At 68.7% G+C, this 24,636-nt stretch carries 22 protein-coding genes and 4 pseudogenes; 23 read left to right on the forward strand and 3 right to left on the reverse strand.

Going from position 1 to position 24,636, the window contains the following annotated elements; all coding sequences use genetic code 11:
* The first annotated feature begins 92 nt into the window (after positions 1-92).
* Positions 93-2,027 (forward strand): ATP-dependent zinc metalloprotease FtsH, encoded by a 1,935-nt coding sequence (gene ftsH, locus WJM95_RS23840; RefSeq protein ID WP_339131837.1) that lies wholly within the window; start codon positions 93-95, stop codon positions 2,025-2,027.
* A gap of 353 nt (positions 2,028-2,380) precedes the next feature.
* Here the strand turns inward: ftsH and WJM95_RS23845 are convergent, their stop codons facing one another.
* Positions 2,381-3,238, reverse strand: a complete 858-nt coding sequence (locus WJM95_RS23845) for an SAM-dependent methyltransferase (protein WP_339131838.1) — start codon at positions 3,236-3,238, stop codon at positions 2,381-2,383.
* A gap of 200 nt (positions 3,239-3,438) precedes the next feature.
* Here WJM95_RS23845 and proS point away from each other — a divergent pair, with 200 nt between their 5' ends.
* The 19 genes and pseudogenes from proS to WJM95_RS23940 all read left to right on the forward strand — a co-directional run bounded on the left by proS (position 3,439) and on the right by WJM95_RS23940 (position 21,012).
* Positions 3,439-4,854: a proline--tRNA ligase gene (gene proS, locus WJM95_RS23850; RefSeq protein ID WP_339131839.1), complete on the forward strand. Its 1,416-nt coding sequence runs from the start codon at positions 3,439-3,441 to the stop codon at positions 4,852-4,854.
* Positions 4,855-5,105: 251 nt separating this feature from the next.
* Positions 5,106-5,702 (forward strand): hypothetical protein, encoded by a 597-nt coding sequence (locus WJM95_RS23855; protein WP_037625093.1) that lies wholly within the window; start codon positions 5,106-5,108, stop codon positions 5,700-5,702.
* A 356-nt stretch (positions 5,703-6,058) separates the two neighbouring features.
* Positions 6,059-6,478 carry a 30S ribosomal protein S16 gene (gene rpsP, locus WJM95_RS23860; RefSeq protein ID WP_339131840.1) on the forward strand — a complete coding sequence of 140 codons (420 nt, stop codon included), beginning with the start codon at positions 6,059-6,061 and terminating at the stop codon, positions 6,476-6,478.
* 2 nt (positions 6,479-6,480) lie between these two features.
* A complete protein-coding gene (locus tag WJM95_RS23865) occupies positions 6,481-6,720 on the forward strand; it encodes an RNA-binding protein (RefSeq protein WP_005479813.1) in 240 nt (79 codons plus the stop codon).
* Positions 6,721-6,877: 157 nt separating this feature from the next.
* Positions 6,878-7,513: a ribosome maturation factor RimM gene (gene rimM / locus WJM95_RS23870; protein WP_339131841.1), complete on the forward strand. Its 636-nt coding sequence runs from the start codon at positions 6,878-6,880 to the stop codon at positions 7,511-7,513.
* Positions 7,513-8,334, forward strand: coding sequence for a tRNA (guanosine(37)-N1)-methyltransferase TrmD (trmD, locus tag WJM95_RS23875; RefSeq protein ID WP_339131842.1), 822 nt, complete (start codon positions 7,513-7,515; stop codon positions 8,332-8,334). The genes rimM and trmD overlap by 1 nt, the downstream gene beginning before the upstream one ends.
* Before the next feature lie 131 nt (positions 8,335-8,465).
* Positions 8,466-8,816 (forward strand): 50S ribosomal protein L19, encoded by a 351-nt coding sequence (gene rplS, locus WJM95_RS23880; protein WP_339131843.1) that lies wholly within the window; start codon positions 8,466-8,468, stop codon positions 8,814-8,816.
* A 79-nt stretch (positions 8,817-8,895) separates the two neighbouring features.
* Positions 8,896-9,612: a signal peptidase I gene (lepB, locus tag WJM95_RS23885; RefSeq protein ID WP_339131844.1), complete on the forward strand. Its 717-nt coding sequence runs from the start codon at positions 8,896-8,898 to the stop codon at positions 9,610-9,612.
* Positions 9,605-10,603 (forward strand): annotated as a pseudogene (lepB, locus tag WJM95_RS23890) (signal peptidase I); the annotation flags it as partial. The gene lepB (WJM95_RS23885) and the pseudogene lepB (WJM95_RS23890), both read left to right, overlap by 8 nt.
* On the forward strand, positions 10,581-11,522 hold the full coding sequence (gene lepB / locus WJM95_RS23895; RefSeq protein WP_339131845.1) for a signal peptidase I: 942 nt from the start codon (positions 10,581-10,583) through the stop codon (positions 11,520-11,522). The pseudogene lepB (WJM95_RS23890) and the gene lepB (WJM95_RS23895), both read left to right, overlap by 23 nt.
* 157 nt (positions 11,523-11,679) lie before the next feature.
* Positions 11,680-12,453: a signal peptidase I gene (gene lepB, locus WJM95_RS23900; protein WP_339131846.1), complete on the forward strand. Its 774-nt coding sequence runs from the start codon at positions 11,680-11,682 to the stop codon at positions 12,451-12,453.
* A complete protein-coding gene (locus WJM95_RS23905) occupies positions 12,443-12,967 on the forward strand; it encodes an NUDIX hydrolase (protein WP_339131847.1) in 525 nt (174 codons plus the stop codon). Before lepB (WJM95_RS23900) ends, WJM95_RS23905 begins: the two co-directional genes overlap by 11 nt.
* A 55-nt stretch (positions 12,968-13,022) precedes the next feature.
* Complete coding sequence (locus WJM95_RS23910) at positions 13,023-13,331, forward strand: DUF2469 domain-containing protein (RefSeq protein ID WP_003965949.1); 309 nt, start codon at positions 13,023-13,025, stop codon at positions 13,329-13,331.
* A 168-nt stretch (positions 13,332-13,499) separates the two neighbouring features.
* Positions 13,500-13,871 (forward strand): YraN family protein, encoded by a 372-nt coding sequence (locus WJM95_RS23915; protein WP_339131848.1) that lies wholly within the window; start codon positions 13,500-13,502, stop codon positions 13,869-13,871.
* A pseudogene (locus tag WJM95_RS23920) lies at positions 13,871-14,977 on the forward strand (ATP-binding protein); the annotation flags it as partial. The gene WJM95_RS23915 and the pseudogene WJM95_RS23920, both read left to right, overlap by 1 nt.
* A 170-nt stretch (positions 14,978-15,147) precedes the next feature.
* Complete coding sequence (locus WJM95_RS23925) at positions 15,148-16,647, forward strand: site-specific integrase (protein ID WP_339131849.1); 1,500 nt, start codon at positions 15,148-15,150, stop codon at positions 16,645-16,647.
* The gene (locus WJM95_RS23930) at positions 16,644-18,539 is read left to right on the forward strand and encodes a hypothetical protein (RefSeq protein ID WP_339131850.1); all 1,896 of its coding nucleotides are present in this window, start codon (positions 16,644-16,646) and stop codon (positions 18,537-18,539) included. Before WJM95_RS23925 ends, WJM95_RS23930 begins: the two co-directional genes overlap by 4 nt.
* Positions 18,530-20,617, forward strand: coding sequence for a hypothetical protein (locus tag WJM95_RS23935; RefSeq protein WP_339131851.1), 2,088 nt, complete (start codon positions 18,530-18,532; stop codon positions 20,615-20,617). The genes WJM95_RS23930 and WJM95_RS23935 overlap by 10 nt, the downstream gene beginning before the upstream one ends.
* Positions 20,614-21,012, forward strand: a complete 399-nt coding sequence (locus WJM95_RS23940) for a hypothetical protein (protein WP_339131852.1) — start codon at positions 20,614-20,616, stop codon at positions 21,010-21,012. The genes WJM95_RS23935 and WJM95_RS23940 overlap by 4 nt, the downstream gene beginning before the upstream one ends.
* A gap of 58 nt (positions 21,013-21,070) precedes the next feature.
* Here WJM95_RS23940 and WJM95_RS23945 read toward each other — a convergent pair whose 3' ends face one another.
* Together WJM95_RS23945 and WJM95_RS23950 are read right to left on the reverse strand one after the other, a co-directional pair.
* Positions 21,071-21,712, reverse strand: coding sequence for an RES family NAD+ phosphorylase (locus tag WJM95_RS23945; RefSeq protein ID WP_339131853.1), 642 nt, complete (start codon positions 21,710-21,712; stop codon positions 21,071-21,073).
* Positions 21,709-22,218, reverse strand: coding sequence for a hypothetical protein (locus WJM95_RS23950; protein ID WP_339131854.1), 510 nt, complete (start codon positions 22,216-22,218; stop codon positions 21,709-21,711). The genes WJM95_RS23945 and WJM95_RS23950 overlap by 4 nt, the downstream gene beginning before the upstream one ends.
* Positions 22,219-22,328: 110 nt before the next feature.
* On the opposite strand from WJM95_RS23950, the pseudogene WJM95_RS23955 reads away from it, so the two are divergent.
* From WJM95_RS23955 to WJM95_RS23965, 3 genes and pseudogenes are all read left to right on the forward strand, one after another.
* Positions 22,329-22,847: pseudogene (locus tag WJM95_RS23955) on the forward strand (ATP-binding protein); the annotation flags it as partial.
* A pseudogene (locus WJM95_RS23960) lies at positions 22,844-23,101 on the forward strand (DNA-protecting protein DprA); the annotation flags it as partial. The pseudogenes WJM95_RS23955 and WJM95_RS23960, both read left to right, overlap by 4 nt.
* 61 nt (positions 23,102-23,162) lie before the next feature.
* The gene (locus WJM95_RS23965) at positions 23,163-24,617 is read left to right on the forward strand and encodes a site-specific integrase (RefSeq protein ID WP_339131855.1); all 1,455 of its coding nucleotides are present in this window, start codon (positions 23,163-23,165) and stop codon (positions 24,615-24,617) included.
* The last annotated feature ends 19 nt before the right edge of the window (positions 24,618-24,636 follow it).

Raw genomic sequence — 24,636 nt, forward strand, 5'->3', positions numbered from 1 at the left:
GTGACGCCCGCTGGGGGCGCCTCTCACCGAGAGGCGCCCCCAGCGGCACGACCGCGGGTGCCGGTGTCCGCCATGTGTCGTAACGTCCCTGTATGAGCAATCCCGTGCCGCCCCGCAAGGCACCGGACCAGCCGTGGCGTACCGAAGGCACGCCACCCGAGCCGACACCGCCGCCGGGCGGCCGGCGGAAGCTGCCCGGCGGCTGGTGGAGCCTGGCCCTGGCCGCGCTCATCGTGTTCCTGATCGCCAACCTGGTGCTGTCCTTCTACAACAAGGGCAACGAACCGACGATCTCGTACACGGAGTTCAGCCGGCAGGTCGACGACGGCAACGTCACCAAGATCTACGCCAAGGGCGACGCGATCCAGGGACAGCTCAAGAACTCCCAGGAGAAGCCCGACGGCGGCGGGAAATACACCAAGTTCAAGACACAGCGCCCGGTCTTCGCGGACGACAAGCTCTGGGACAACCTCCAGAAGCACGACGTCACGGTGACCGCCTCGCCGGTCGTGCAGGAGCGCAGCTTCCTGTTCAACCTGCTGATCTCGCTCGCCCCGATGATCCTGCTGGTCGTCCTGTGGATCTTCATCGCCCGGCGCATGGGCTCCGGCATGGGCGGCGCGGGCGGCATGCTCGGCCGCAAGGCGCCCCCGAAACCGGTCGAACTCGTGCCCGGCGGCAAGCGCACCACGTTCTCGGACGTGGCCGGCATCGACGAGGTGGCCGGCGAGCTCAACGACGTCGTCGACTTCCTCAAGAATCCCGACGCGTACCGCAGGATGGGCGCGAAGATGCCCCGCGGCGTGCTGCTCGCGGGGCCGCCCGGCACCGGGAAGACCCTGCTCGCGCGGGCGGTCGCGGGCGAGGCGGGCGTCCCCTTCTTCTCCGCCTCCGCCTCCGAGTTCATCGAGATGATCGTGGGCGTCGGCGCCTCGCGCGTCCGCGAACTGTTCGCCGAGGCCCGCAAGGTGGCCCCGTCCATCATCTTCATCGACGAGATCGACACCATCGGACGGTCGCGCTCGGGCGGCTCCGCGATGGGCGGCCACGACGAGCGCGAACAGACGCTCAACCAGATCCTCACCGAGATGGACGGCTTCTCGGGCGCCGAGGGCGTCATCGTCATCGCCGCCACCAACCGCGCGGACATCCTGGACCCGGCGCTCACCCGCCCCGGCCGCTTCGACCGTGTCGTCAACGTCTCGCCCCCCGACCGCGGCGGCCGGGAGGCGATCCTGGAGATCCACACCCGCGAGATCCCGCTCGCCCCCGACGTGGACCTGACCCAGGTGGCCCGTACGACCCCGGGCATGACCGGAGCCGATCTCGCCAACCTCGCCAACGAGGCCGCCCTCCTCGCGGTCAAGCGCAAGCAGTCCGAGGTCACCCAGGGCGACCTCTCCGAAGCGCTCGAAAAGGTCCAGCTCGGCGCCGAACGCTCCCTGGTCATGCCGTACGAGGAACGCCGCCGCACCGCGTACCACGAGAGCGGCCACGCCCTCCTCGGGATGCTGCGGCCGGGCGCCGACCCCGTCCGCAAGATCACCATTGTCCCGCGCGGCCGCGCCCTCGGCGTCACCCTCTCGACGCCGGACGCGGACCGGTACGCGTACACCGAGGAGTATCTGCGCGGCCGGATCATCGGCGCCCTCGGCGGCATGGCCGCCGAGCACGTCGTCTACGACGTCATCACCACGGGCTCGGAGAACGACCTGGAACAGGTCACGAACCTCGCCCGCGGCATGGTGGCCCGCTGGGGCATGAGCGAACGCGTCGGCCGGCTGTCCGCGCTGCCGGGCGACGCCCAGCAGGCGTACGGCCTCTCGGCCGCCCCGGGCACCCTCGACTCGATCGACCACGAGATGCGCCGCATCGTCGACGAGTGCTACGAGGAGGCCTGCCGGAAGCTGCGTGAACACCGAGGACAGCTCGACGCCCTGGCGGAGGCCCTCCTGGCGAACGAGACCCTGGAGGAGGCCGAGGCATACCGCATCGCCGGAGTACCCCGCACGACGAAGGAGGCGTGACCAGGCGCCCGAAACCACACCCAAGCCACCACACCCAAGCCACCACCCCCAAGCCACCACCCCCAAGCCACCGCGCCCAAGCCACCGCGCCCAAGCCACCGCGCCCAAGCCACCGCGCCCAAGCCACCGCGCCCAAGCCACCGCGCCCAAGCCACCGCGCGCCCGCAGCCGGAATGCGACGCGAGGGGCCGTGCCGGTACATCGATGCCCGTCGCCACCGACGCCCACGCCTCACCCAACGGCGACGGGCTGATGCACCGGCACGGCCCCGACCCACCCACCGGTCTTCGGCGACGGGCCTGATGCATGGCAGGGCACGGCACGGCACGGCAGCGCCCCGCCCCGCCCCGCTCTCAGGGCGTACGGGCGATCAGATACCGGAACACGTTCGGCATCCAGACGGTCCCGTCCCGCCGCAGATGAGGATGCAGCGCCTCGGCCACCTCCTTGTCGACCTGGGCCTGGTCGGTGGCGTCCACCGCGGCGTCGAAGAGCCCCGTGGAGAGCAGCCCGCGTACGGCGCTGTCCACATCGGCGTAGCCGAACGGGGAGGCCACCCGCCCGGAGCCGTCCGGCCGCAGCCCGGCCCGCTGGGCGACCTCCTCCAGGTCGTCCCGGCGGGCGGCACGCCAACTCGCCGCACCGCGCAGCGGATCGGCCAGCTTGGTGGCCACCCGCAGCACGGCCGAGGTGGCGCACCGCTCCGGCGGCCCCCACCCGACGAGCACCACGGGCGCCCCCCGGCCGGCGAGCGGCGCCGCCTCCCCGAGCAGCGAGCCGAGTCCCTCGGAGTCCCCGGCCACGCAGCCGATCGGCTCGAACGCGGTCACCAGGGTGTAGGCAGGGGATCCCTCGGCCGCCGAGTCCCGCGGGGATCCGGCCACGATCCGGGCTCCGGCACGCGGTTCGGTGTCCCCGTCCCGGGGCAGCAGCCGTTCCCGCGCGAGGGCCAGCCGTTCGGGCGACGAGGAGTCGACACCCGTGACCGCGGCGCCGCGGGAGGCCGCCATCAGCAGGGCGAGCCCCGACCCGCAGCCGAGCCCGAGCAGCCGCGTCCCGCCGCCCACTTCGAGCCGGTCGTAGACGGCCTCGTAGAGCGGCACCAGCATCCGCTCCTGGATCTCGGCCCAGTCACGCGCGCGTGCACCCCGTTCCGCGTGGGGCGACGGGCCCGCATGAGGAGGGCGCTGCCGCACGAGCGTAGGTGTCATCGAAAGTGCCCCAATCCGCCGAGAGTTGCCGCCGGGCCTCCTTTCCTCCGCCCCCGCGCGTAAGGCCCGCACTCCCCCCGTATGTCAGGTAACTCCGCCCTCGACGTGCCGTCCAGGGGTTGCGGGGACCCGTTTGTGCCCCGGCCGCGAAAGGCGCAAGAATTCACATACCGGCAACGTGTGCCCGTAGCATCACCCGCATGGCAAAGGCACCCGTTCTCACGCCCCAGGCGGACGATTTCCCGCGCTGGTACCAGGACTTGATCAACAAGGCCGAGCTCGCCGACAACGGACCGGTGCGCGGCACCATGGTCATCCGGCCCTACGGGTACGGGCTGTGGGAGCGGATGCAGCAGGAGATGGACGCCCGGATCAAGCGGGCGGGTGCCCAGAACGCGTACTTCCCGCTGTTCATCCCGCAGTCGTACCTGACCCGGGAGGCGGAGCACGTCGAGGGCTTCGCCCCCGAGCTCGCGGTGGTCACGCACGGCGGCGGCAAGGAGCTGGAGGAGCCGGTCGTCGTCCGCCCCACCTCCGAGACGATCGTCAACGAGTACTTCTCCAAGTGGGTGCAGAGCTACCGCGATCTGCCGCTGCTCATCAACCAGTGGGCGAACGTGGTCCGTTGGGAGATGCGCCCGCGGGTGTTCCTGAGAACGACCGAATTCCTCTGGCAGGAGGGCCACACCGCGCACGCCACGTACGAGGACGCGCGGGACTACGCGGCGCACATCCACAAGGAGGTCTACGCCGACTTCATGGTGAACGTCCTCGGCATCGACGTCGTCCTCGGCCGGAAGACGGCGGGCGAGCGGTTCGCGGGCGCCGTCAACACCCTCACGCTCGAAGGCATGATGGGCGACGGCAAGGCGCTCCAGCTGGGCACGAGTCACGAGCTGGGGCAGAACTTCGCGAAGGCGTTCAACACCCGGTATCTGTCCAGGGACGGGAAGCAGGAGCTCGTCTGGCAGACCTCCTGGGGCTGCTCGACCCGCATGGTGGGTGGCCTGATCATGTCGCACGGCGATGACAGCGGGTTGCGGGTGCCGCCCCGGCTCGCCCCCGTACAGGTGGTCGTCCTCGCGATCAAGGGCGACGATGCGGTTCTGGCCAAGGTCCGCGAGATCGGCGACCGGCTGGCCGCGGCGGGTGTGCGGGTCCAGGTCGACGACCGCACGGACACCCCCTTCGGACGCCGCGCCGTCGACTGGGAGCTCAAGGGCGTGCCCGTACGCGTCGAGGTCGGCCCCCGTGACCTGGAGAACGGCACGGCGATGCTGGCCCGCCGCATCCCCGGCGGCAAGGAGCCGGTGGCGGTCGACGCGCTGGCGGCCCTGCTCCCCGCGATGCTGGAGGAGGACCAGGCGCTGCTCCTGAGGCAGTCCCGGGAGCGCCGGGAATCCCGTACGTCGGACGTGTCGACGATCGACGCGGCCGTGGAGGCCGCGCTGGCCGGCGGCTGGGCCCGCATCCCCTGGGCCGACCTCGGCGAAGAGGGCGAGGCCAGGCTCGCCGAGCACGCGGTGACCGTACGGTGTCTGGTCGCCGAGGACGGGTCGGTGCCCGACGCCGACGACGCACCCGGTAACGTCGCCGTCGTCGCCCGCGCCTACTGAGCGGGATCACAGGGCGGCCGAAACACCTCTTGCGCATCTGCCGACCACAGGTGCCCCGGCGTGCGGAGAACGTCTACGCGCCGGGGCGTACGTGTGCCTACGTACTGCCTTGGGATGAGCTGTGACGCTTCTCCGCAGATCAGCGCACCCGCCCTCGTCGGGACGCATCAGTGGCAACTGACGGGTACGTGCAAATTATTTGGGATGCCCCGTAATAGGAACACGGAGGCACTCCCGCTCGTTCTCATTACGTGAGCACGACACCACCTGTTCTCGCCGCAGAGCTGGCAGGCGCGTGGGCCGATATTCAGCGGCACCACCCCGAACTGCCCGATCTTGCCGCGCCAGAGTCCCTGATCGGAGAATCGTCGTCCGCCTGCGGACACGAGCTCTCCTTCGAACGACTGCTTCACGAAGCAGTCCACGGCATCGCCGCCGCGCGAGGAGTCCGCGACACCTCGCGCGCCGGCCGCTATCACAACCGCAGATTCCTCGCGATCGCCGAGGAGCTGGGCCTCGACCACCCCGAGGAGCCGCATCCCAGCAGTGGCTTCTCGCTGGTCACGCTCAACCCCGAGGCGAAACGCCGCTACCGCCCGACCATCGAGCGGCTCCAGCGGGCGCTGAAGGCCCACACGGCCGCCACGTCCGCCGACACCGCCCGTTCCTTCCGCGGCCCGGCGGCCCGCCACGGCTCCTCCGGGGGAGGTGTCCGCGTCAAAGCGGTCTGCGACTGCGGGCGCAACGTGCGCGTCGTCCCCTCCGTCCTCGCGCAGGCACCGATCGTGTGCGGAGGCTGCGGCAAGCCCTTCCGCATCCCGGAGGTGGTCGGGGCGGCCGCCGGCTGAGGTGCGTGCTCCACCGGCGTCTCGTGGGTGCCGGACGAGTTCGCACGGCCCGTGAGCAGTCGTGCCTCCCTCATCGCCCTCGGGCGGGTGGGGGAATTCAGGAGGCACGAGTGCGCGCGGACGGCACCTCTCCGACGCCCCGGCGGCCGGACCACACCGGCGCGTGGCCGGCGTGAGCCCGCGCACCCTCGGTCCGGGCGGACCGCAGGATGTGGCAGAATGGTCAGCTGTACTCGACAGCCGCATAGGACCCCTCTCTCCTCCGGCTGACGCGTCCATCGGGCACTCGGGTACCGCAACCCCACGCGGCCATCTCTGCGTGCCCAACACCGTCAAGACCAGGAGACACCACTTCCGTGGCAGTCAAGATCAAGCTGAAGCGTCTGGGCAAGATCCGTTCGCCTCACTACCGCATCGTCGTCGCCGACTCCCGTACCCGCCGTGACGGCCGGGCCATCGAGGAGATCGGTCTGTACCACCCGGTGCAGAACCCTTCGCGCATCGAGGTCGACTCGGACCGTGCGCAGTACTGGCTGGGTGTCGGCGCGCAGCCGACCGAGCCCGTGCTCGCCATCCTGAAGCTGACCGGTGACTGGCAGAAGTTCAAGGGCCTGCCGGCCCCGGCTCCGCTGCTCGTCGCCGAGCCGAAGGCCGCGCGCCCGCTGTTCGACGCCCTCGGTGGCGAGGACACGGGCAAGGGTGAGGCCATCACCCAGAAGAAGAAGGCTGAGAAGAAGGACGAGGCTGCGGCCGAGTCCGAGTCGACCGAGGCCTGAGCATGCTCGAGGAGGCTCTCGAGCACCTCGTGAAGGGCATCGTCGACAACCCCGACGACGTGCAGGTCGCCTCGCGCGACCTGCGCCGCGGGCGCGTTCTCGAGGTCCGGGTCCACCCGGACGACCTCGGCAAGGTGATCGGCCGCAACGGCCGCACCGCGCGTGCTCTGCGTACCGTCGTGGGCGCCATCGGCGGCCGCGGTGTCCGCGTCGACCTCGTCGACGTGGACCACGTCCGCTGACGTAACAGGCAGCACCGGCTCGGGCCGGGGAGGGCTTACGAGCCGTCCCCGGCCCGTAGTCGTCTGTACGGCCGGAGTCGTCCGCCCCGCGGACGTCCGGCCCCTCGTATCCGCATCCGAAGCATTGCCGTCGGTACACGACAGGAGATCAAGCACAGTGCAGCTGGTAGTCGCTCGCGTCGGCCGCGCCCACGGCATCAAGGGCGAGGTCACCGTGGAGGTCCGCACCGACGAGCCGGAGCTGCGGCTCGGCCCCGGTGCCGTCCTGCTCACCGATCCGGCCTCCACCGGACCGCTGACCATCGAGACGGGCCGTGTCCACAGCGGCCGTCTCCTGCTGCGCTTCGCGGGCGTGCGGGACCGCAACGCCGCCGAGGCGCTGCGCAACACCCTGCTGATCGCCGAGGTCGACCCGGACGAGACGCCCGAGGACCCGGACGAGTACTACGACCACCAGCTGATGGACCTGGACGTGGTCACCGTCGACGGCGCCGAGGTCGGACGCATCACCGAGATCTCGCACCTGCCCTCGCAGGACCTGTTCGTGGTGGAGCGCCCGGACGGGACCGAGGTGCTGATTCCGTTCGTGGAGGAGATCGTCGTCGAGATCGACCTGGAGGAGCAGCGGGCCGTCATCGACCCGCCGCCCGGCCTGATCGACGACCGGGCCGAGGTCGCCTCCGCCAGGGACGCGGAGGCCGCGTCGGGCGGGGCCGAGACCGGGTCCGCCGGCGACGGACCGGACGGTTCCGCGTCCGGTTCCGGCGAGGACGCCACGGGGGCCGACGCCTGATGCGGCTCGACGTGGTCACGATCTTCCCCGAGTACCTGGAACCCCTGAACGTCTCGCTGGTCGGCAAGGCCCGCGCGCGCGGACAGCTGAACGTGCACGTGCACGACCTCAGGGACTGGACGTACGACCGTCACAACACGGTCGACGACACGCCCTACGGCGGCGGTCCCGGCATGGTCATGAAGACCGAGCCCTGGGGCGATGCCCTGGACTCCGCGCTGGCCGACGGATACGAGACGGGCGCCCACGGCCCCGCCCTCGTGGTCCCCACCCCGAGCGGACGCCCCTTCACCCAGCAGCTCGCCGTCGAGCTCTCCGAGCGCCCCTGGCTGGTCTTCACGCCCGCGCGCTACGAGGGCATCGACCGCCGTGTCATCGTCGAGTACGCGACGAGGATGCCCGTCTACGAGGTGTCCATCGGCGACTACGTCCTCGCCGGCGGCGAGGCGGCCGTCCTCGTCGTCACCGAGGCCGTGGCCAGGCTGCTGCCCGGCGTCCTCGGCAACGCCGAGTCCCACCGGGACGACTCCTTCGCCCCCGGCGCGATGGCCAACCTCCTGGAGGGCCCGGTGTACACCAAGCCCCCGCAGTGGCGCGGCCGTGAGATCCCCGACGTGCTGGTCAGCGGGCACCACGGGAAGATCGCCCGCTGGCGCCGCGACGAGGCCCTGCGCCGCACCGCGGCGAACCGGCCTGACCTCATCGAACGCTGCGCGGCCTCCTCCTTCGACAAGAAGGACCGCGAGATGCTCTCGATCCTGGGCTGGAGCCCGGCCCCCGACGGCCGATTTTGGCGCAGGCCCGAGCCCGTGGAAGAATAGGCCGCTGCTCTACGTCGTCCGGCGTGCGCCCCTGCCACAGGGGGACATGACGTCCGTCCCGACGGGACAGCATCATCTTCGAACCTCTCTCCCGCTGATGACCTGTGGCATCGGCGAAGAAAGCAGACAAAATGTCTCACCTGCTCGACACCGTCGACGGCGCCTCGCTGCGCACCGACGTCCCGGCCTTCCGCCCGGGTGACACCGTCAACGTCCACGTCCGCGTCATCGAGGGCAACCGCTCCCGTGTGCAGCAGTTCAAGGGCGTCGTCATCCGCCGCCAGGGCTCCGGTGTCCGTGAGACCTTCACGGTCCGCAAGGTCTCGTTCTCCGTCGGCGTCGAGCGCACCTTCCCGGTGCACACCCCGATCGTCGAGAAGATCGAGCTCGTCACCCGCGGTGACGTCCGTCGCGCCAAGCTGTACTACCTCCGTGAGCTGCGCGGCAAGGCCGCGAAGATCAAGGAGAAGCGCGACAACTGAGCTTCGCCGCAGCGGTGACCCGTCGGTCGCCGAGCCGGTAAGAAGGTGTCTCAGACGGGCCGGATAACATCTCGCCCCGATGGACACCGAAGCACAGCCCGTGGAGCGCGACCGCTCCTCCCGCCCTTCCGCTTCCGAGGAGATCTCGGACACAGCGGGGCCGGAGGAGCGGTCGCGTTCTGCGTTCGCCGACAAGATCGCCGCGTGGCTCCCCGGGGGCCGGATCACCCTGACCGTGCTGATCTGTCTGGGATTTCTGCTGCTGGTCAGCCGCTTCGTGATGCAGCCCTTCGAAATTCCCAGCGGCTCCATGGAGTCCGGATTGAGGATCGGGGACCGCGTTCTCGTAAACAAGTTGGCGTACCGTTTCGGTTCCGAGCCGCAGCGGGGCGATGTCGTCGTCTTCGACGGCACCGGTTATTTCGGGAACGCGGACTACGTCAAACGCGTCGTCGGAGTAGGGGGAGACCACGTGGTCTGCTGCGACAAGGAGGGGAGACTCGAAGTGAACGGCCGATCGGTCGACGAGTCGACATTTCTCTACCGGGGCGACAGCCCCTCCGAGGTGCCCTTCGACATCGTCGTGCCCGAGCGGTCCCTGTTCCTCCTGGGGGATCACCGCAGCCGCTCCAGCGACTCCCGTGACCATCTGGGCTCGCCCGGCGGCGGCATGGTCCCCGTCGGCGATGTCATCGGCAGGGCCGACTGGATCGCCTGGCCCGCGGGCCACTGGACCCGCCTGACGCGTCCCGCCGCCTACGCGCGCGTGCCGGCCGCCGGGGGTGCCCGTGGGTAACCGTGGACGGGCGCGCGGGGTCTCCGCCGCCGCCTCCGACAACCTGCTGCCCACCGGGATGCGGCGTGCCGCCGGCGGCGCCGCCCGGCCCAGCCGGGTCGAGCGCCGCAAGCTCGCGCGCAAGATCAAGCGCCGCAGGCGCCGCTCGGCGGTCAAGGAGATCCCTCTCCTCGTCGGCGTGGCCGTACTGATCGCCCTGGTCCTCAAGACGTTCCTCGTGCAGGCCTTCGTGATCCCGTCGGGCTCGATGGAGAACACGATCCAGATCGGCGACCGCGTCCTGGTCGACAAGTTCACCCCCTGGTTCGGCTCCCAGCCCAAGCGCGGTGACGTCGTCGTCTTCAAGGACCCCGGTGGCTGGCTCACCGCCGAGGACACCCACAAGAAGAACGACCCCGTGGTCGTCAAGCAGTTCAAGGAGGGTCTGACCTTCATCGGACTGCTCCCGTCCGACAACGAGAAGGACCTGATCAAGCGGGTCGTCGGGCTCGGCGGGGACACGGTCAAGTGCTGCGACGCACAGGGCCGGGTGACGGTGAACGGCACTCCCCTGACCGAGCCGTACATCTACGCCGGGGACAAACCGTCGGAGTTCGCCTTCGAGGTGAAGGTGCCCGCGGGCCGCCTGTTCGTGCTCGGCGACCACCGGGGCAACTCCGCGGACTCCCGGTACCACCGGAGCGACAAGTTCAGCGGTACCGTCTCCGAGAAGTCGGTGGTGGGCCGTGCGATGGTCATCGGCTGGCCCATCGGCCACTGGACCCGTCTCCAGGAGCCGAACACGTTCTCGACGGTGGCCGACGCGCCTGGAGGGTCGGCTTCCGCTCCAGCTCCGTCGCATAGGGTGGCCTCTGCGGATCCAGACGGATTGATCCCGCTCCCGAGCCCTGCGGAACTCCCGCTCGTTATGGGAGTGGTGGGCCTGCGCCGAATACGGCGCGGGCGGCGGCACGGAGTGAGGAGTGGATGTGGGGGATGTGGCGGTCGGCGCGCGTTCTGGGCACGAAGGTCCCGAAGGGCAGCCCGAGCGGCCCGAGGATGCGACTGTCCCGGCCGTAGAACCCGATGCGGGCTCCGGGAGCGGCTCCGAGGACGGTGACGTCTCGACCGGGCGTTCCGGACGGGACCCGAAGTCCACCAAGCAGCGCTCCTTCTGGAAGGAGCTGCCGATCCTGATCGGCATCGCTCTGGTCCTCGCGCTGATCATCAAGACCTTCCTGGTGCAGGCGTTCTCGATCCCCTCGGACTCGATGCAGAACACCCTCCAGCAGGGTGACCGCGTCCTGGTCGACAAGCTCACCCCGTGGTTCGGCTCCGAGCCGCAGCGGGGCGAGGTCGTCGTCTTCCACGACCCGGACAACTGGCTGGCGGGCGAGCCCACGGCCAACCCGAACGCCCTTCAGACCGTCCTCAGCTGGATCGGCCTGATGCCGTCCGCCGAGGAGAAGGACCTCATCAAGCGGGTCATCGGCGTCGGCGGTGACACTGTCGAGTGCAACGGCACGGGCCCGCTGAAGGTCAACGGCAAGGCGCTGAACGAGACGTCGTACGTGTACGCCGGGAACACCCCGTGCAGCCAGGACGAGGACGGCGGCCAGTTCAAGGTCAAGGTCCCCAAGGGCATGATCTGGGTGATGGGCGACCACCGCCAGAACTCGCGGGACTCTCGCTACAACCAGACCGACAAGCACCACGGCATGGTGCCGGTGAACGACGTCGTCGGCCGCGCGATCGTCAAGGCCTGGCCCATCAACCGCTGGGGCACCCTCCCGGTGCCTGACACCTTCGACCAGCCCGGTCTGAGCGACCAGGCGGCCGCGGCGGTCACCTCGCCGGGCTCCGTGGCCCTGCTGGGCGCGGTGCCGCTCGTGCTGGTGCGCCGCAGGCGCAAGGCGTCCAAGGACGACTGAGACACCTCTCGGCCTTCGGGGCCGGTCTCCCCGGACAGGTCCGGGGAGACCGGCCCCGCTCGTTTCCCGTGCGAGCCGCCCGGATCCGGCCCGCTCGGGCGATCGTGATCGGGTGGGGGCTGACCCCGGACCGTACCCCCGGGTAAGGTGCGGCCCCATGGGTGGCGAGAGCGCAACACGTACGGCCCCGCGCAGCGGCGGCACGGGCAGGGCCCCGGTGGGGAGCAGGACCGGACAGCGGCTGTCAGGGGTCGCGGTCGCGCTGGGTCTGGTGCTGTTCCTGGTCGGTTTCGCCTGGGCGGCGGTCGTCTACCGGCCGTACACCGTCCCCACGAGTTCGATGGCGCCGACGATCAAGATCGGTGACCGGGTGCTGGCGCAGCGCATCGACGGCACCGAGGTACGCCGCGGTGACGTCGTCGTCTTCGACGACAAGACCTGGGTCACGGGCTCGTCCGTGGTCAAGCGTGTGGTCGCCGTCGGCGGCGACACCGTCTCCTGTTGCACCGGCGGCAAGCTGACCGTCAACGGCAAGCAGATCGACGAATCGTATCTGCCCGAGGGGAGCCTGGCCGAGCTCACGGGCTTCCCCACCGTGAAGGTCCCCGCGGGGCGGCTGTTCCTCCTGGGCGACGAGCGGCGGGGCTCCCTGGACTCCACCGCGCATCTGACGGACGCGGCCCGCGGCACCGTGGCGCGCGGCGCCGTGAGGGCCCGGGTCGACGCCATCGCGTGGCCGATGAACGGCATGCTCGCGCGTCCCGACGGCTTCAAGACGCTCGGCGCCCTGTCCCGGCCGGGACCGCTTCCCACGATGATCGCCGTGGTGATCGCCGGTGCGGTCCTCGTGCTGGGCGGAGCGGCGTACGGACCCGTCGCCAAGCTGGCCGGGCGCTCCCGCGCCCGCAAGGAGTCCGCCGGTGCCCGCTGAGGCGCCCGCGTCGAACGAGGGCCCCGGCCCGGAAGGGCTGCGCAAGGTCGCCCGGGTCGTGCTGCTCGACCCGCAGGACCGCGTCCTGCTGCTGCACGGCCACGAGCCGGACGATCCCTCCGACGACTGGTGGTTCACACCGGGCGGCGGTCTGGAGGGCGACGAGACCCGGGAGCAGGCGGCCCTGCGGGAACTCGTCGAGGAGACCGGTATCACCGAGGTCGAACTGGGCCCCGTGCTGTGGCGGCGGATCTGCTCGTTCCCGTTCGCGGGCAGGCGCTGGGACCAGGACGAATGGTATTTCCTTGCCCGTACCACCCAGACGGCCACGGCCGCCACGGGGCTGACGGAGCTGGAGCGGCGCAGCGTCGCCGGAGCGCGCTGGTGGACGTGCCGGGAACTGACCGAGGCACATGAGACGGTGTATCCGACCAAGCTCGCCGGGCTGCTGCGCAGGGTGCTCGACGAGGGTCCCCCGGCCACGCCCGAGGTCCTCGACACGGAAATCGTCTAGGGGCTCCCGGTGCTGGCGCACAATAGGGGAACGCACGGCTGAAGGGGAACATGCCATGAGCGCCGAGGACCTCGAGAAGTACGAGACCGAGATGGAGCTGAAGCTCTATCGGGAGTACCGCGACGTCGTCGGTCTGTTCAAATATGTGATCGAGACCGAGCGGCGCTTCTACCTCACCAACGACTACGAGATGCAGGTGCACTCGGTCCAGGGTGAGGTGTTTTTCGAGGTGTCCATGGCGGATGCCTGGGTGTGGGACATGTACCGGCCCGCCCGCTTCGTGAAACAGGTGCGCGTCCTGACATTCAAGGACGTGAACATCGAGGAGCTGAACAAGAGCGATCTGGAGCTGCCGGGCGGCTGAGACCCCGGCGGACCGCCCTCCGTGCACCGGGAGTGATCCGTGGACGGAGGGGCGATCGTGGTGGTGACTCGTTCGGGTGACTGGGTTTTCCCCAGTCACCCGCTCGTCCACCAAGATCCAACACTTGGGTGGGACGGCCTCAGTGTCGGTGCCGGAGGTGGTGCCGACATGAAGACATCCGAGGCACGCAACGCACTGGGCGCCTACGGCGAGGAACTGGCCGCGCGAGGGCTCACCGAGGCCGGCATGACGGTCCTGGCGCGCAACTGGCGCTGCGGCAGGACCGGCGAGATCGACATCGTGGCCCGGGACGGCGACGCACTGGTCGTCTGCGAGGTCAAGACCCGCGGGGCGCGGGCGTTCCAGCATCCGATGGAGGCCGTCACACCGGCCAAGGCCCTCAGGCTGCGCGGTCTGGCCGAACGCTGGCTCCAGGAACACGGCGGAGCCCCGCCGGGCGGCGTCCGCATCGACCTGGTCGGCGTCCTGATCCCCGAACGCGGTGCCCCCGTGGTCGAGCACGCGCGGGGGGTGGCCTGATGGGATTCGCGCGTACGTGTTCGGTGGCCCTGGTGGGGGTGGAGGGCGTCGTCGTCGAGGTCCAGGCCGACCTGGAGCCGGGCATCGCCGCCTTCGCACTTGTAGGGCTCCCCGACAAGAGCCTGACGGAGAGCCGGGACCGGGTCAGGGCGGCGGTCGTCAACTCCGGCGCCGCCTGGCCGCAGAAGAAGCTGACCGTGGGGCTGAGCCCGGCCTCGGTGCCCAAGGGCGGCTCCGGATTCGACCTCGCCGTCGCGAGCGCCGTGCTGGGCGCCGCGGAGCGGATCGATCCCCGTGTGCTCGCCGACATCGTGATGATCGGGGAGCTGGGGCTCGACGGCAGGGTCCGGCCGGTCCGGGGCATCCTGCCGGCCGTCCTCGCCGCGGCCGAGGCCGGTTACCAACAGGTGGTGGTGCCGGAATGCGCGGCGGCCGAGGCATCGCTCGTGCCGGGAGTCTCGGTGCTCGGCGTCCGCAGCCTGCGCCAGCTGATCGCGGTCCTCGCGGACGAACCGGTGCCCGAGGAGGAACCGGACGAGCGAGGGCGCCCGGACCCGCTCGCGGCCGGTCTGCGCCTGCCCGGCACGGGCGAGGCCACCGGCCTGTGCGGTGTCGCCGTGCCGGAGCACGACCGGGGCCACGACCTCGGTGACGTCGTCGGCCAGCTGTCGGCGCGCACGGCGATGGAAGTGGCGGCGGCCGGGGGCCACCACGTCTTCCTCCAGGGGCCGCCCGGCGCGGGCAAGACGATGCTGGCCGAGCGGATGCCCCTGCTCATGCCGTGCCTCACCCGGCAGGAATCCCTGGAGGTGACGGCGATCCACTCCGTCGCGGGCCTGCTGCCCCCCGGCAAACCGATGGTGGACGTCGCGCCCTACTGCGCACCCCATCACTCCGCGACCATGCAGGCGCTCGTCGGCGGCGGCAAGGGCCTCGCCCGGCCCGGCGCGGTGTCCCTGTCGCACCGGGGCGTGCTCTTCCTGGACGAGGCACCGGAATTCAGCGGCTTCGCGCTGGACGCCCTCCGGCAGCCGCTGGAGGCAGGGCACGTGGTGATCGCGCGCAGCGCCGGTGTCGTGCGATTCCCCGCGAAGTTCCTGCTGGTGGTGCTTTATGCGTTGGTGGACAGTGTCCGCACGCTCGGTGCGTCGTTGTCTCCTGTGTGGAGGGGAACGACGCCAAGTGGCGCATGAGTGTGACGAAACGACGGAGGCGACCTCCTCGGGAGCCGAGGCCGCTGCTGCGGGAGCTCTCAGAGGAGTTCAGTGCGGCCGGTATGGCCGCTTGGCTGGACAGCGAGGGGATCGGCGAGGGTACGCCCTTCCTGATCGCTCCTGATGGCTCCTACGACATCGAGCTGAATGGCTATTGGACGTCGACGCAGATGATCGGTGGATCTCGTCATACGAGGTCTGGCTCTGCGCGTGAGATGCGTACGTTCTGTGACTTCCTCTGGAATCACAGGCCGCCGGTGGCTGACGGGACTGAAGGGACCGAATCGGCGGCACCGGGCCGGGCTCGTGGGTGGCGGGACGCCACCGTCCGTGATCGTGAGGTCTACGAGTTCTGGCGGTGCGATGATCCGCAGGGGTCGAGGCTGATTGGGTCGTCCTGGAACCATGCGGTGTCGATGGCCTACGGGTTTTACAGATGGGCTGGCAAGCGCAAGTACACGGCCTCGAATCCGATCGATGAGCGAGCGTGCCGTCGCCGTGCTGGCGAGTCTCGCCGTCGGCCTCGACGGGGCGAAGAAGCGGGAAAGACTGCTGCGGAGAAGCGGCCGGATGCCCGCAGGAAGAAAGTCGTCTGGCTGACACCGGAGCAATACCGAAGCTGGAGGGATGTCGGGATTCGCGGCTATCTGCCGACCGGGCTGAAGGATCCGTCTTTCCGCGGGAAGCGGATCGCGAGGAACTCGGCCTACACCGACCTCATGGTTCGCACAGGGTTGAGGCTGGAGGAACAGTCAGCGCTGACCTTGTTCGAGCTCCCCGACCACGACGGCCTGAGCGCCTACTACCGGTTCTGGCTGCCGGAGGCGATCGCCAAGGGTGGGTCTTGCCGCGATGTCTACATTCCCGATGGAGGCCTGCGGGCCATCGTCGACTATGTCGAGATCGACCGGGCTGACGCCGTGGCCAGAGCTCAGGCTGCGGGCCGCTACGAGGCGGTCGAGGACAAGCTGGTGGTTGAGCCGGGGACGACGCGGGTTCGGATCGGGGACAAGTGGCACTTGGTGGAGGACCTGGACCCGGAGGAAAGACTGCGGCTGTTCACAACCACCGAACGAGGGCTCGAGCCGGCCGCACTCTGGCTGTCAGAAGACGGCACGCCGCTGACCTTGCACGCCTGGAAGTGGGTGTTCCGGGAGGCGAGCAAGCGCTGCCGCCTGCTCGGAGTGAAGATCCACGGGCATCCGCATGCCTTGCGGCACAGCTTCGCGGTCGTGACCTTGGAACAGCTTCAGCGGGCCCACCTTGAGTCCCTCAGTGCGATGGACATGGTTCAGCGCCGGCACTACCGGATGATCTGGGGCGACCCGCTGGACTGGGTCCGCATTCGACTTGGACACGCATCTCTTGAGACGACGCAGAACTACCTGCACACGTTGCGGGAGCTCGAGATGGAGACTCGCTTGATGCTGGTGCCCGACCTTTGGGAGCATCCCGACCGGCCCTACCTCGACGACATGGCCAAGGCCGTGGAGGCCGAGGAATGCCGCACGATCGAGGACGCCTGGGACGAGGACTCCTTCCTGGCGGAGGAGTGGGTATGAGTGATAACTCCGACGCGGTCTCATTGCCAGGCCCCCGCACGGCTCCGGGTCGCTCGTCACCCCAGCCCGCAGGGCTCTACGAACCGCCTCCGGTCGTTGCCCATGACGGTGACCGGGGACTTGTCGTCAACTTCACGGGCCGGGATCACCGCAAGGCGGTCTACAGCTTTGAGGACCTACCGCTGCCCGAACTGCACGAAGTCGTTGCCCGGGCTTTCGCCGCCCGGTTTGGTGGCAATCAGCTCAACACGGTGGCCAGCGCGAACGGGCAATGGACCGTCATCCAGAGGTTCTTGCGGTTCCTGAACACGTTGCCCCGACCACCGAGGGATCTATCCCGCCTGACGGGCTCCCACATGAAGCGCTACAGGCTGCATGTCAAAGCCGGCATGCGCGAGCGAGGGCTGTTCGACCACTTCAAACTGCTGCATAGCCTTCTGCGGAAGGTTCCGCCGGGCACCCTGCGGCCGGACGTGCTCGACATGATCTGGCAGGTCGAGCGCATCGACCAGCGGAAGGTCCGAAGTTTGCCCGGCTACGACGACGCAACGTTCCACCAGGTTGTGACAGCCGCCCGCAGCGCGGTCGTGGACATCTATCGGCGAATCCGGGATGGGGAGACTCTGCTGGCCCGCTACACCAGCGCTCCGACCGAGTTAACGGGCCCGGAGCGAGAGCGCGGGGCGGTACTGGCGGAAGTAGCTCGAACCGGCCGGATTCCGACTGTCCTGCGGACGACGAGCCGGGGTGAGAAGGGCAGCGCGCCCGACCTGCCGGCCCGCCTTCGACTGGCGCGTCAGCTGTTCCTCACCCATGACGACATGATTCCGCTGGTGGTGCTCGGGGTCGCGGTTACTGGCCGCAACGCGGAAACGATCAAGGAACTTCCGGCGGTACACCGACTGATCGACGGACATGCGGTCGCGATGGAGATCGTCAAACGTCGTCGCGGAGCGGACCGCTGGTTTGAGGAGGTGACCTGGGACGTCGGCCGCCAAAGCGAACGGTTGAAGACGTCTGGTGGGTACTACCTGCTTTGCGAGCGTCTCGCCCGACGAGGCCGGCTGATCAGCCATTCACCGCTGGTCTGGTCGGTTTGGACGAACGGATCGATGAACGGCAAGGGGGAGACCCACGGCCACAAGAACCCCTTCGACAAGCGCCTTGGCTTCAATTACGCCCTGGTCGACTGGGTTGACACCTGTCCTGAGCTAGCACGGTTGCCGAACTTCAAACTCGATCTCGGTCGGCTCAAGACCACGGTCGATCGCATGAACACGCGGGCGGCAGGCGGGCATCTGCCCTCTTCGACTGTGTCGAACACCCAGGACGTGCTCTTCCGGAACTACCTCAGAGGCGATCCCGACGTTCAGGACTGGGCCGAAGAGATTGTCACCGAGGCATTGGAGGACGCCGAGGCTGCTGCCCGCGCCGCTTACCAGCGGGCCCGCAAAGACCAGGGCGAAATGAGGATCTTGCCCGGCCCAACCGAGGATGGTCCCAGCCGTCCAGCCGCTGACGTCGGCCTGGACGAGGAGACGGCCCGCCAGGTTCTGGCAGGAGAGCGTGACACCGCGTTCGCGGCATGCGCTGAGTCCGACGGCGGCTGCCGGGACTCGTTCCTGACCTGCTTCGCCTGCCGAAATGCTGTCGCCACAGCTGCCCACCTGCCCGCCCAGCTTGCATTGCTCGATGAGCTTGCCGAGCGGTGGGAAGGCACCGACCGCGACACCTGGTGGCGCGACTACGGACAGGCATGGCTGGCCATCAACGAGGACATTCTGCCCAGGTTCACTCCGGAGGAACGGGCTGCGGCCGAGGACGCCAAGCCAACCGACCGGGTGCTTTCCCTCCTCAACGGTCCCGAGGAGGACGAGACCGCATGGGTCTGATGCAGTTGGCACCGCCATACTCTCCGGTCCGTCCCGACGCCCTGGTCCTGGGACGCCGCCGTCTGCGAAAGGGGGTCCGCCGAGGCGATACCTCGCGCTTCGCCGACGACGTCTGGAGGCTGACGCCGGCACTGCTGCAACAGCAGCAGCAGTCCCTGATCTTGAACTTCCGGGCGATTCCTGCCGCCTATCGGCTGATCGTCAAGCACCTCTTCTACGCGTTGCTGGCGGGGACGCCACCAGTGGGTGAAAGCAACCGCGGAGTGGTGACCATCCACGGCCACTTCCAGGCGATCAAGGAGTTCTTCGACTGGCTGGAGAAGCCGGCTCAGAACTCGCCTCGCCTCGACTCGCTCACGCCCGACATGCTCCGCCTCTTCCAGAAGCACCTGCTGGCCACGGTGACCTCCTCCGGACGACGAGGTGAGCATCGCCGACCCGTCCGCTTGCTCTGGACCTGGAGGGAGTCACTCAACGGTGACCACCTTCTCTTTGATCCTGAGCGGCTCGAGGACGACTGGCACGAAGCATCGGAAGGCAGGAGGCGGGAGAACGCTCGCCGTCGGATCCCGGAATCGGTCATCGGCCCGCTCCTGGTCTGGTCGATGCGGTTCGTCAACGACTTCGCCGACGACATCCTGGCCGCCCAGGACGAATGGCTGGCCCTCCAGAAGAGGACGCTCTGCGATGCCAGGGCCGGCCGCGGTGCCCGCCGCCGGCTCGAGACGCTCTTGCGGCGCTACCGGGACGAAGGCAGGCCTCTACCCGGTGGAACAAGCGGCCCACACGGGATCAACGTCAGCCACCTGGCCCGCGAGCTCGACTGCAATCGGCGTTCGCTGACCGAGCCCCAGGCTTGGGAGCTGATCGAACAAACCCGCCAGGAGGTGGGCGTCGCCGACAACGCATACCTCCACACCCGAGTCCGGGGCCTGCTGGATGGTGAGCCCTGGTTGAAGCAGATCTCTTACGACACTGATCTAACTGATCTCATCCGTGTCCTGACTGCCGCCGCCTACACCGTCATCGCCTACCTCTCCGGAATGCGTGACAGCGAGGTCAAGCATCTGAAGCGCGGATGCCTGACAGTGGATGCCGATCGGACGGGACGGATCACACGGAGGAAGATCACGAGCATGGCCTTCAAGGGCGAAGGCAGCCCGATGGGAGTCCGTGCGACGTGGGTCGTCGGCCACCCCGTCTCGGCTGCGGTTGCCGTGCTTGAGAGGCTGCAGCCCAAGCGCCAGCGCTGGCTGTTCGCGATTCCCCCTAGTTCGCCGACGCATCTCAAACCCCGTTCGACAGGGGCTAAGACGTCCAAGGGGACCAACCAAGACCTGAACCTGCTGATCACGTGGGTCAACGACTACTGCCACCGCACCCATCGCGACGACGGCATCCCGAATGTCAAGGGTCTGCCCTGGCGACTGAGCACAGCACAGTTCCGCCGAACCCTGGCCTGGTTCATCGGCCGCCGCCCCGGCGGCAGCATCGCTGGCGCCATCCAATACCGACATCTCAGTGTTCAGATGTTCGAGGGATACGCCGGAACATCGAAGGCTGGCTTCCGAGCGGAAGCCCAGCAAGAAGCCCTTCTCGCCCGCGGCGAAGGCCTCTCCATCATGGTCGACCGCCACGACCACGAGCAGCTGCGAGGTCCCTCGGCCGAGGAGGCACGCTCCCGTCTGGATAAGTTCGGTGACCGGATCCGCTTCCTCGGCCGCACACCAGACGACGCACAGATGAAGAAGCTCATGGCCCGCGACGACCCAAAGATCTACCCCGGCCGCTTCATCACCTGCACCGACAACGCCAACCGGCGCCTTTGCCGCCTGCCCGGCGAGAGCGACACGACCCCGGACCCCGGCCAGTGCAAGCCCCTGGCCTGCCGCAACGTCGCCCTGACCGACTCCAACATCCAGGCATGGCTCCAGCGTCTAGCTGAACAGGACACACGACTCCAAGCCGCCGACACGCTGGCGCCCCGCGTCCGCGTCCGCCTCGAAGAGGACCGCGCTGAAATCCGGTCCTTCCTCGCCCGGGCCGGCGCCCTCGAACCAGCGGAGACCTCGGCATGAGGAAGCACGCGCTGACCACCGAGACGGTCGCTGAAGTCATCGAAGGTCTTCTGGCCCAGGCCGCCGAAGCCGGGAAGGCTGCCACCGTCACCGCTCTCGCGAGACAGCTGGGCGTCCAACGCCAGACTCTCTACCGCGACTTCGGTCCCGCCGTCACCGACTACCTGTCTCGAGACGCCGCACGGCGCACCCGCCAACCGCGACCCGCCAAGGACCCGACCAGCGACCGCGAGACGATCGCCCGCCTCCGGCGCGAGAAGGACGAACTAACCAGGCACCTGCACATCTACGAGGACCACATCCGCCGTCTGACCATCGAGAACAGGAGGATGCAGAACGAGCTGGCCAAGTTCAGTGGCGTCGTCCGGCTCTCTGACTATCGCTCCCACCAATGATCGGCCAGCTGGTGAGCTCAACTGCACGCGGCAGCCGAGCCCACCGACCAGTTACTCCTCACCACGGCAGAGGAACCGCCGGGACGACAAGAATCTTGAAGCGCCTCTTCATCTCGTCCAGAAGCGCCTCGGAGATCGGCTCGGGGCCGCCGTCCGGTTCAGGCTTGCCATACTCAAGAAGTCCGGGGCCAGGGCCTTGTTCGCCAGGCGGACCGAACAAGGCGACTGCAGTTTCTGAGAACCCTGGGTGATGCTGGGCGCGATACTGCACGCCGTTGAACCCGGCTTTCCAGAGAGCCAAGGCCCACTGTTGCGACAGCTGATAGCTGCCATCAGCAGAAAGATCACCGAAGATGCCGTAGTTGCCGACGACTGACTCATGGGTGACGTCGGCAATGCGACCGACGGCACCGGGAACGAACTGCAGCTCACTCATTCGGCGGTCGTTCACGAGCTGCTCGGAGAGCGGACTGAAACCGCTGAGCGTCTCCAGGAAGGCGCCGGTCTCACTCTCAGCCAGATAACACGTGCCGAACTCGCTGTTCGTTCCACGCGGGTCGTCCCAACGGAAGAGACCCTTCATGCCGAAGTACCTTGCGTCCCGGGTGGCCCGGTGGATGCGGAAAAGGCTGTGCTGAATTTCCGCTGTCGGGAAGCCAGCCAGCTCGCGCGGATCCTCCGGAGGAAAGTTGCTTGTCACGACGCGAGCCTCTCTGCCGCACGACGAGCCACAGCGAGAACAGGCTCCGAGTCCGGCTTTCGAGCCAGCCATTGTCCTGGCGTCAGGCCGTTCAGCTCGCTGGACGCGGTGTTGATCCAAGCACTCACCGCATAGGGGTCGAGGCGCCCGAGGGCTTCGCGGAAGATCTTGAAGATGTCGGTGGCGTCGGGAGACACGGACCAATCTGGTCGGAACTGCCACACGGGAAAGTGTGTGGTTCCTCGGCCGGGGAGACCAAGCAGCCTCCCAGCTGCAACCCGCTTGGCGAGCGCCTGTCGGCTCACTCCCATCATCAAACTCAAGCGAGAGGTGTCGATCATCTCGCCAACACTCTCGGCCCAGATCATCGGAGCAAGTACCGACTGAGCGGCCTGCTGCCCCAGATGCCGGGCGACCATGGGACGCATGTGGTCCAAGGCGGATTCAGGGAGAGTGCTCACCTCTTCGATGAACCCCTTGATCATTTCTTCTCTGGCTTCTGTCACATCTCCAGAGTGCGTCAACCCGTCAACCTCGTCAACCCGTCAACCCTTGTTCGGGGAGTCGTGGACAGGGGAGTCGTGGACAACGGACATGAAAATCACCTAGCCATAAACTGGCCGCCAACCCCTGCCCCTGCGGGCGCTTCAGCACGACGAACGACTTCTGCGAGTGTCCGCCCTCCGTCATCCGCCGCTATCAGTCGAGGCTCTCCGGGCCGCTCCTCGACCGGGTCGACCTGCGGGTGGACGTCGAACCGGTCACCCGGGCCGAACTGACCGCGGGCGGCGCCCGGGGCGAGTCGACGAGGACGGTCGCGGACCGGGTGCTCGCCGGCCGTGAGCGGGCCGCGGAGCGCCTGAAGGGAACGCCCTGGCACACCAACAGCGAGGTACCGGGCCGTGAGCTGCGCGGACGCTGGCAGGCGCGGGCCGGAGCGATGGACGAGGCCGAGCGGGGCCTGGAGCGGGGACTGCTGACGGCCCGCGGGCTCGACCGGGTGCTCCGGGTCGCGTGGACGGTCGCCGACCTGTCCGGACACGACCGGCCCGACGCCGGGGACGTCGCCCTGGCCCTCCAGCTGCGCACCGGCGTCCCGCGCGGGGTACCGATGGCGATCGGCTCGCCGGCATGACGGCCGCCGAGCGCGGGGCCCGCGTCACGCTGTCCCGGGTCGTCGAACCGGGTGACGAGGTCTGCGGACGCTGGATCCGGGAGGTGGGAGCGCCGGAAGCGGTCCGAAGCCTGTACGCGGACGCGGGGCGGCCCCCGGGGATGACCGACAGGCGGTGGGCCGGGTTGCGGGCCAGGGCCGCGCGGGCCGACCCGGAGCGCGACCTCGCCCTCGCGCGGGACGCCGGGGTGAGGTTCGTCTGTCCCGGTGAGGCGGGGTTCCGTATACGTTCCACGTGTTGCTACAGGGCGAGTTGTATGCGCGGGGTGTTGTGTTGTGGATCGATGGCGCCTGTTCTGGGTCGGCGGCGGGGGTACACCGGACGGAACGCAGAGCGGGCTCGATGGGTGGGAAGAGCTTCACCAGCGTGAGCGGGAGCTCGGGTTCAGGGAGAGACAGCCGATCTTGCTGTCACCGCTCGGCCAGGTGGACTGGCGTCTGAGCGATATCTTCCGTCGGTCTAAGTTCTCGGCGAAGTCCGCTGGTACGCAGGAGACGTACATGTCGGACTACCGGCTGTTCTTCACGTTCTTGTGGCAGCGGGGCCGGAACTGGGACGAAGCGACGGCGGAGGACCTTGAGGACTGGGAGGAGTGGCGGCTTCGCGGAGTGGGCAATCCGAGGCTGATCGGTGGCTCGAAGTGGAACCGAGAACTGGCGGCGTTGCGTCTGCTCTACGACGTCGCCGTGGCCCGGAAGTACTTGGCGGCCAACCCGGTTCGTACGCATACCGTGGTGACGATGGAGGGGGCGGTCCTCCAGGCCGCCGATCTGGCCGCGCGGGATACGCGCTCCTCGCACGTCAAGTGGCTGACACCGCGGGCTTTCCGCCTTTGGAGGGATGTCGGTCTGGGGGGCCTGGGTCCGGACGGCCTGGAAGACCCCGGGTGGCGGGGGCGGAATGACGGCCGTGACGTCGCGTTCGCGGACTTCGATTACTCGTCAGGCCTGCGTCGTCGTGAGGCAGGCACACTGCTGACGGCCGAACTCCCGCAGGCAGACCAGCGTCGATACAGCTCGGGTAGCGTCGCTAGGGCGGTCGCCAAGCGGGCAGGGCGCTACTTCTACGTCGGTCACACGGCACTGAAGTCGGTGGAGGCCTACCGGATCAGCACGAGGGCTCAGGTCGTCCGTAAGGCACAACAGCGCGGGGACTACGAGCAGGTTCCGGGCCGGAGGGTGATCGAGGCGATCTCTCGGCAGGGCAAAGTCCGTTGGCGCGAGGCGGACGGCCGCCGGGGCGAGGCGAACCTGGACCAGCTCGATGACAGGCAGCGGCTCCTGTTGTTTACCGAGACCAAGGATGGTCTGGAGCCGGCGATGCTCTGGCTGACGGAGAGTGGGATGCCGTTCCGCTACCGCAGCTGGAGCAAAGTCTTCGAGCGCGCCAACGACCGTTGCGCCCGGCTGGGATTAAGCGTGTTCGCCACCCCGCACATGCTCCGGCACTCGATGGCATTGCGGATGCTGTTGTCGCTCAACCACGCTCTTGACCGCAGATTCGGCCTGACGACGGACGAGCGGCGTCGCTACCAAGAGGTCTTCGGCGAGGTCTGGCAGATGGTGAAGGACCTGCTAGGACACGCCTCAGAGGAGACCACGAGGGATATCTACCTGGAGCCGGTCAGGGGCCTGCAGCTGGAGTCGCTGCTCAATGACGACAACCCCTACAGCGATCAGTTGTTGGCCGACCTGGCCCAGCGGACCGGCCTGATCTTGGACGCTGCGTGAGCGGGCCGGGGCGCCGGGC

This window comes from Streptomyces sp. f51 (assembly GCF_037940415.1).
Taxonomy (GTDB): Bacteria; Actinomycetota; Actinomycetes; order Streptomycetales; family Streptomycetaceae; genus Streptomyces.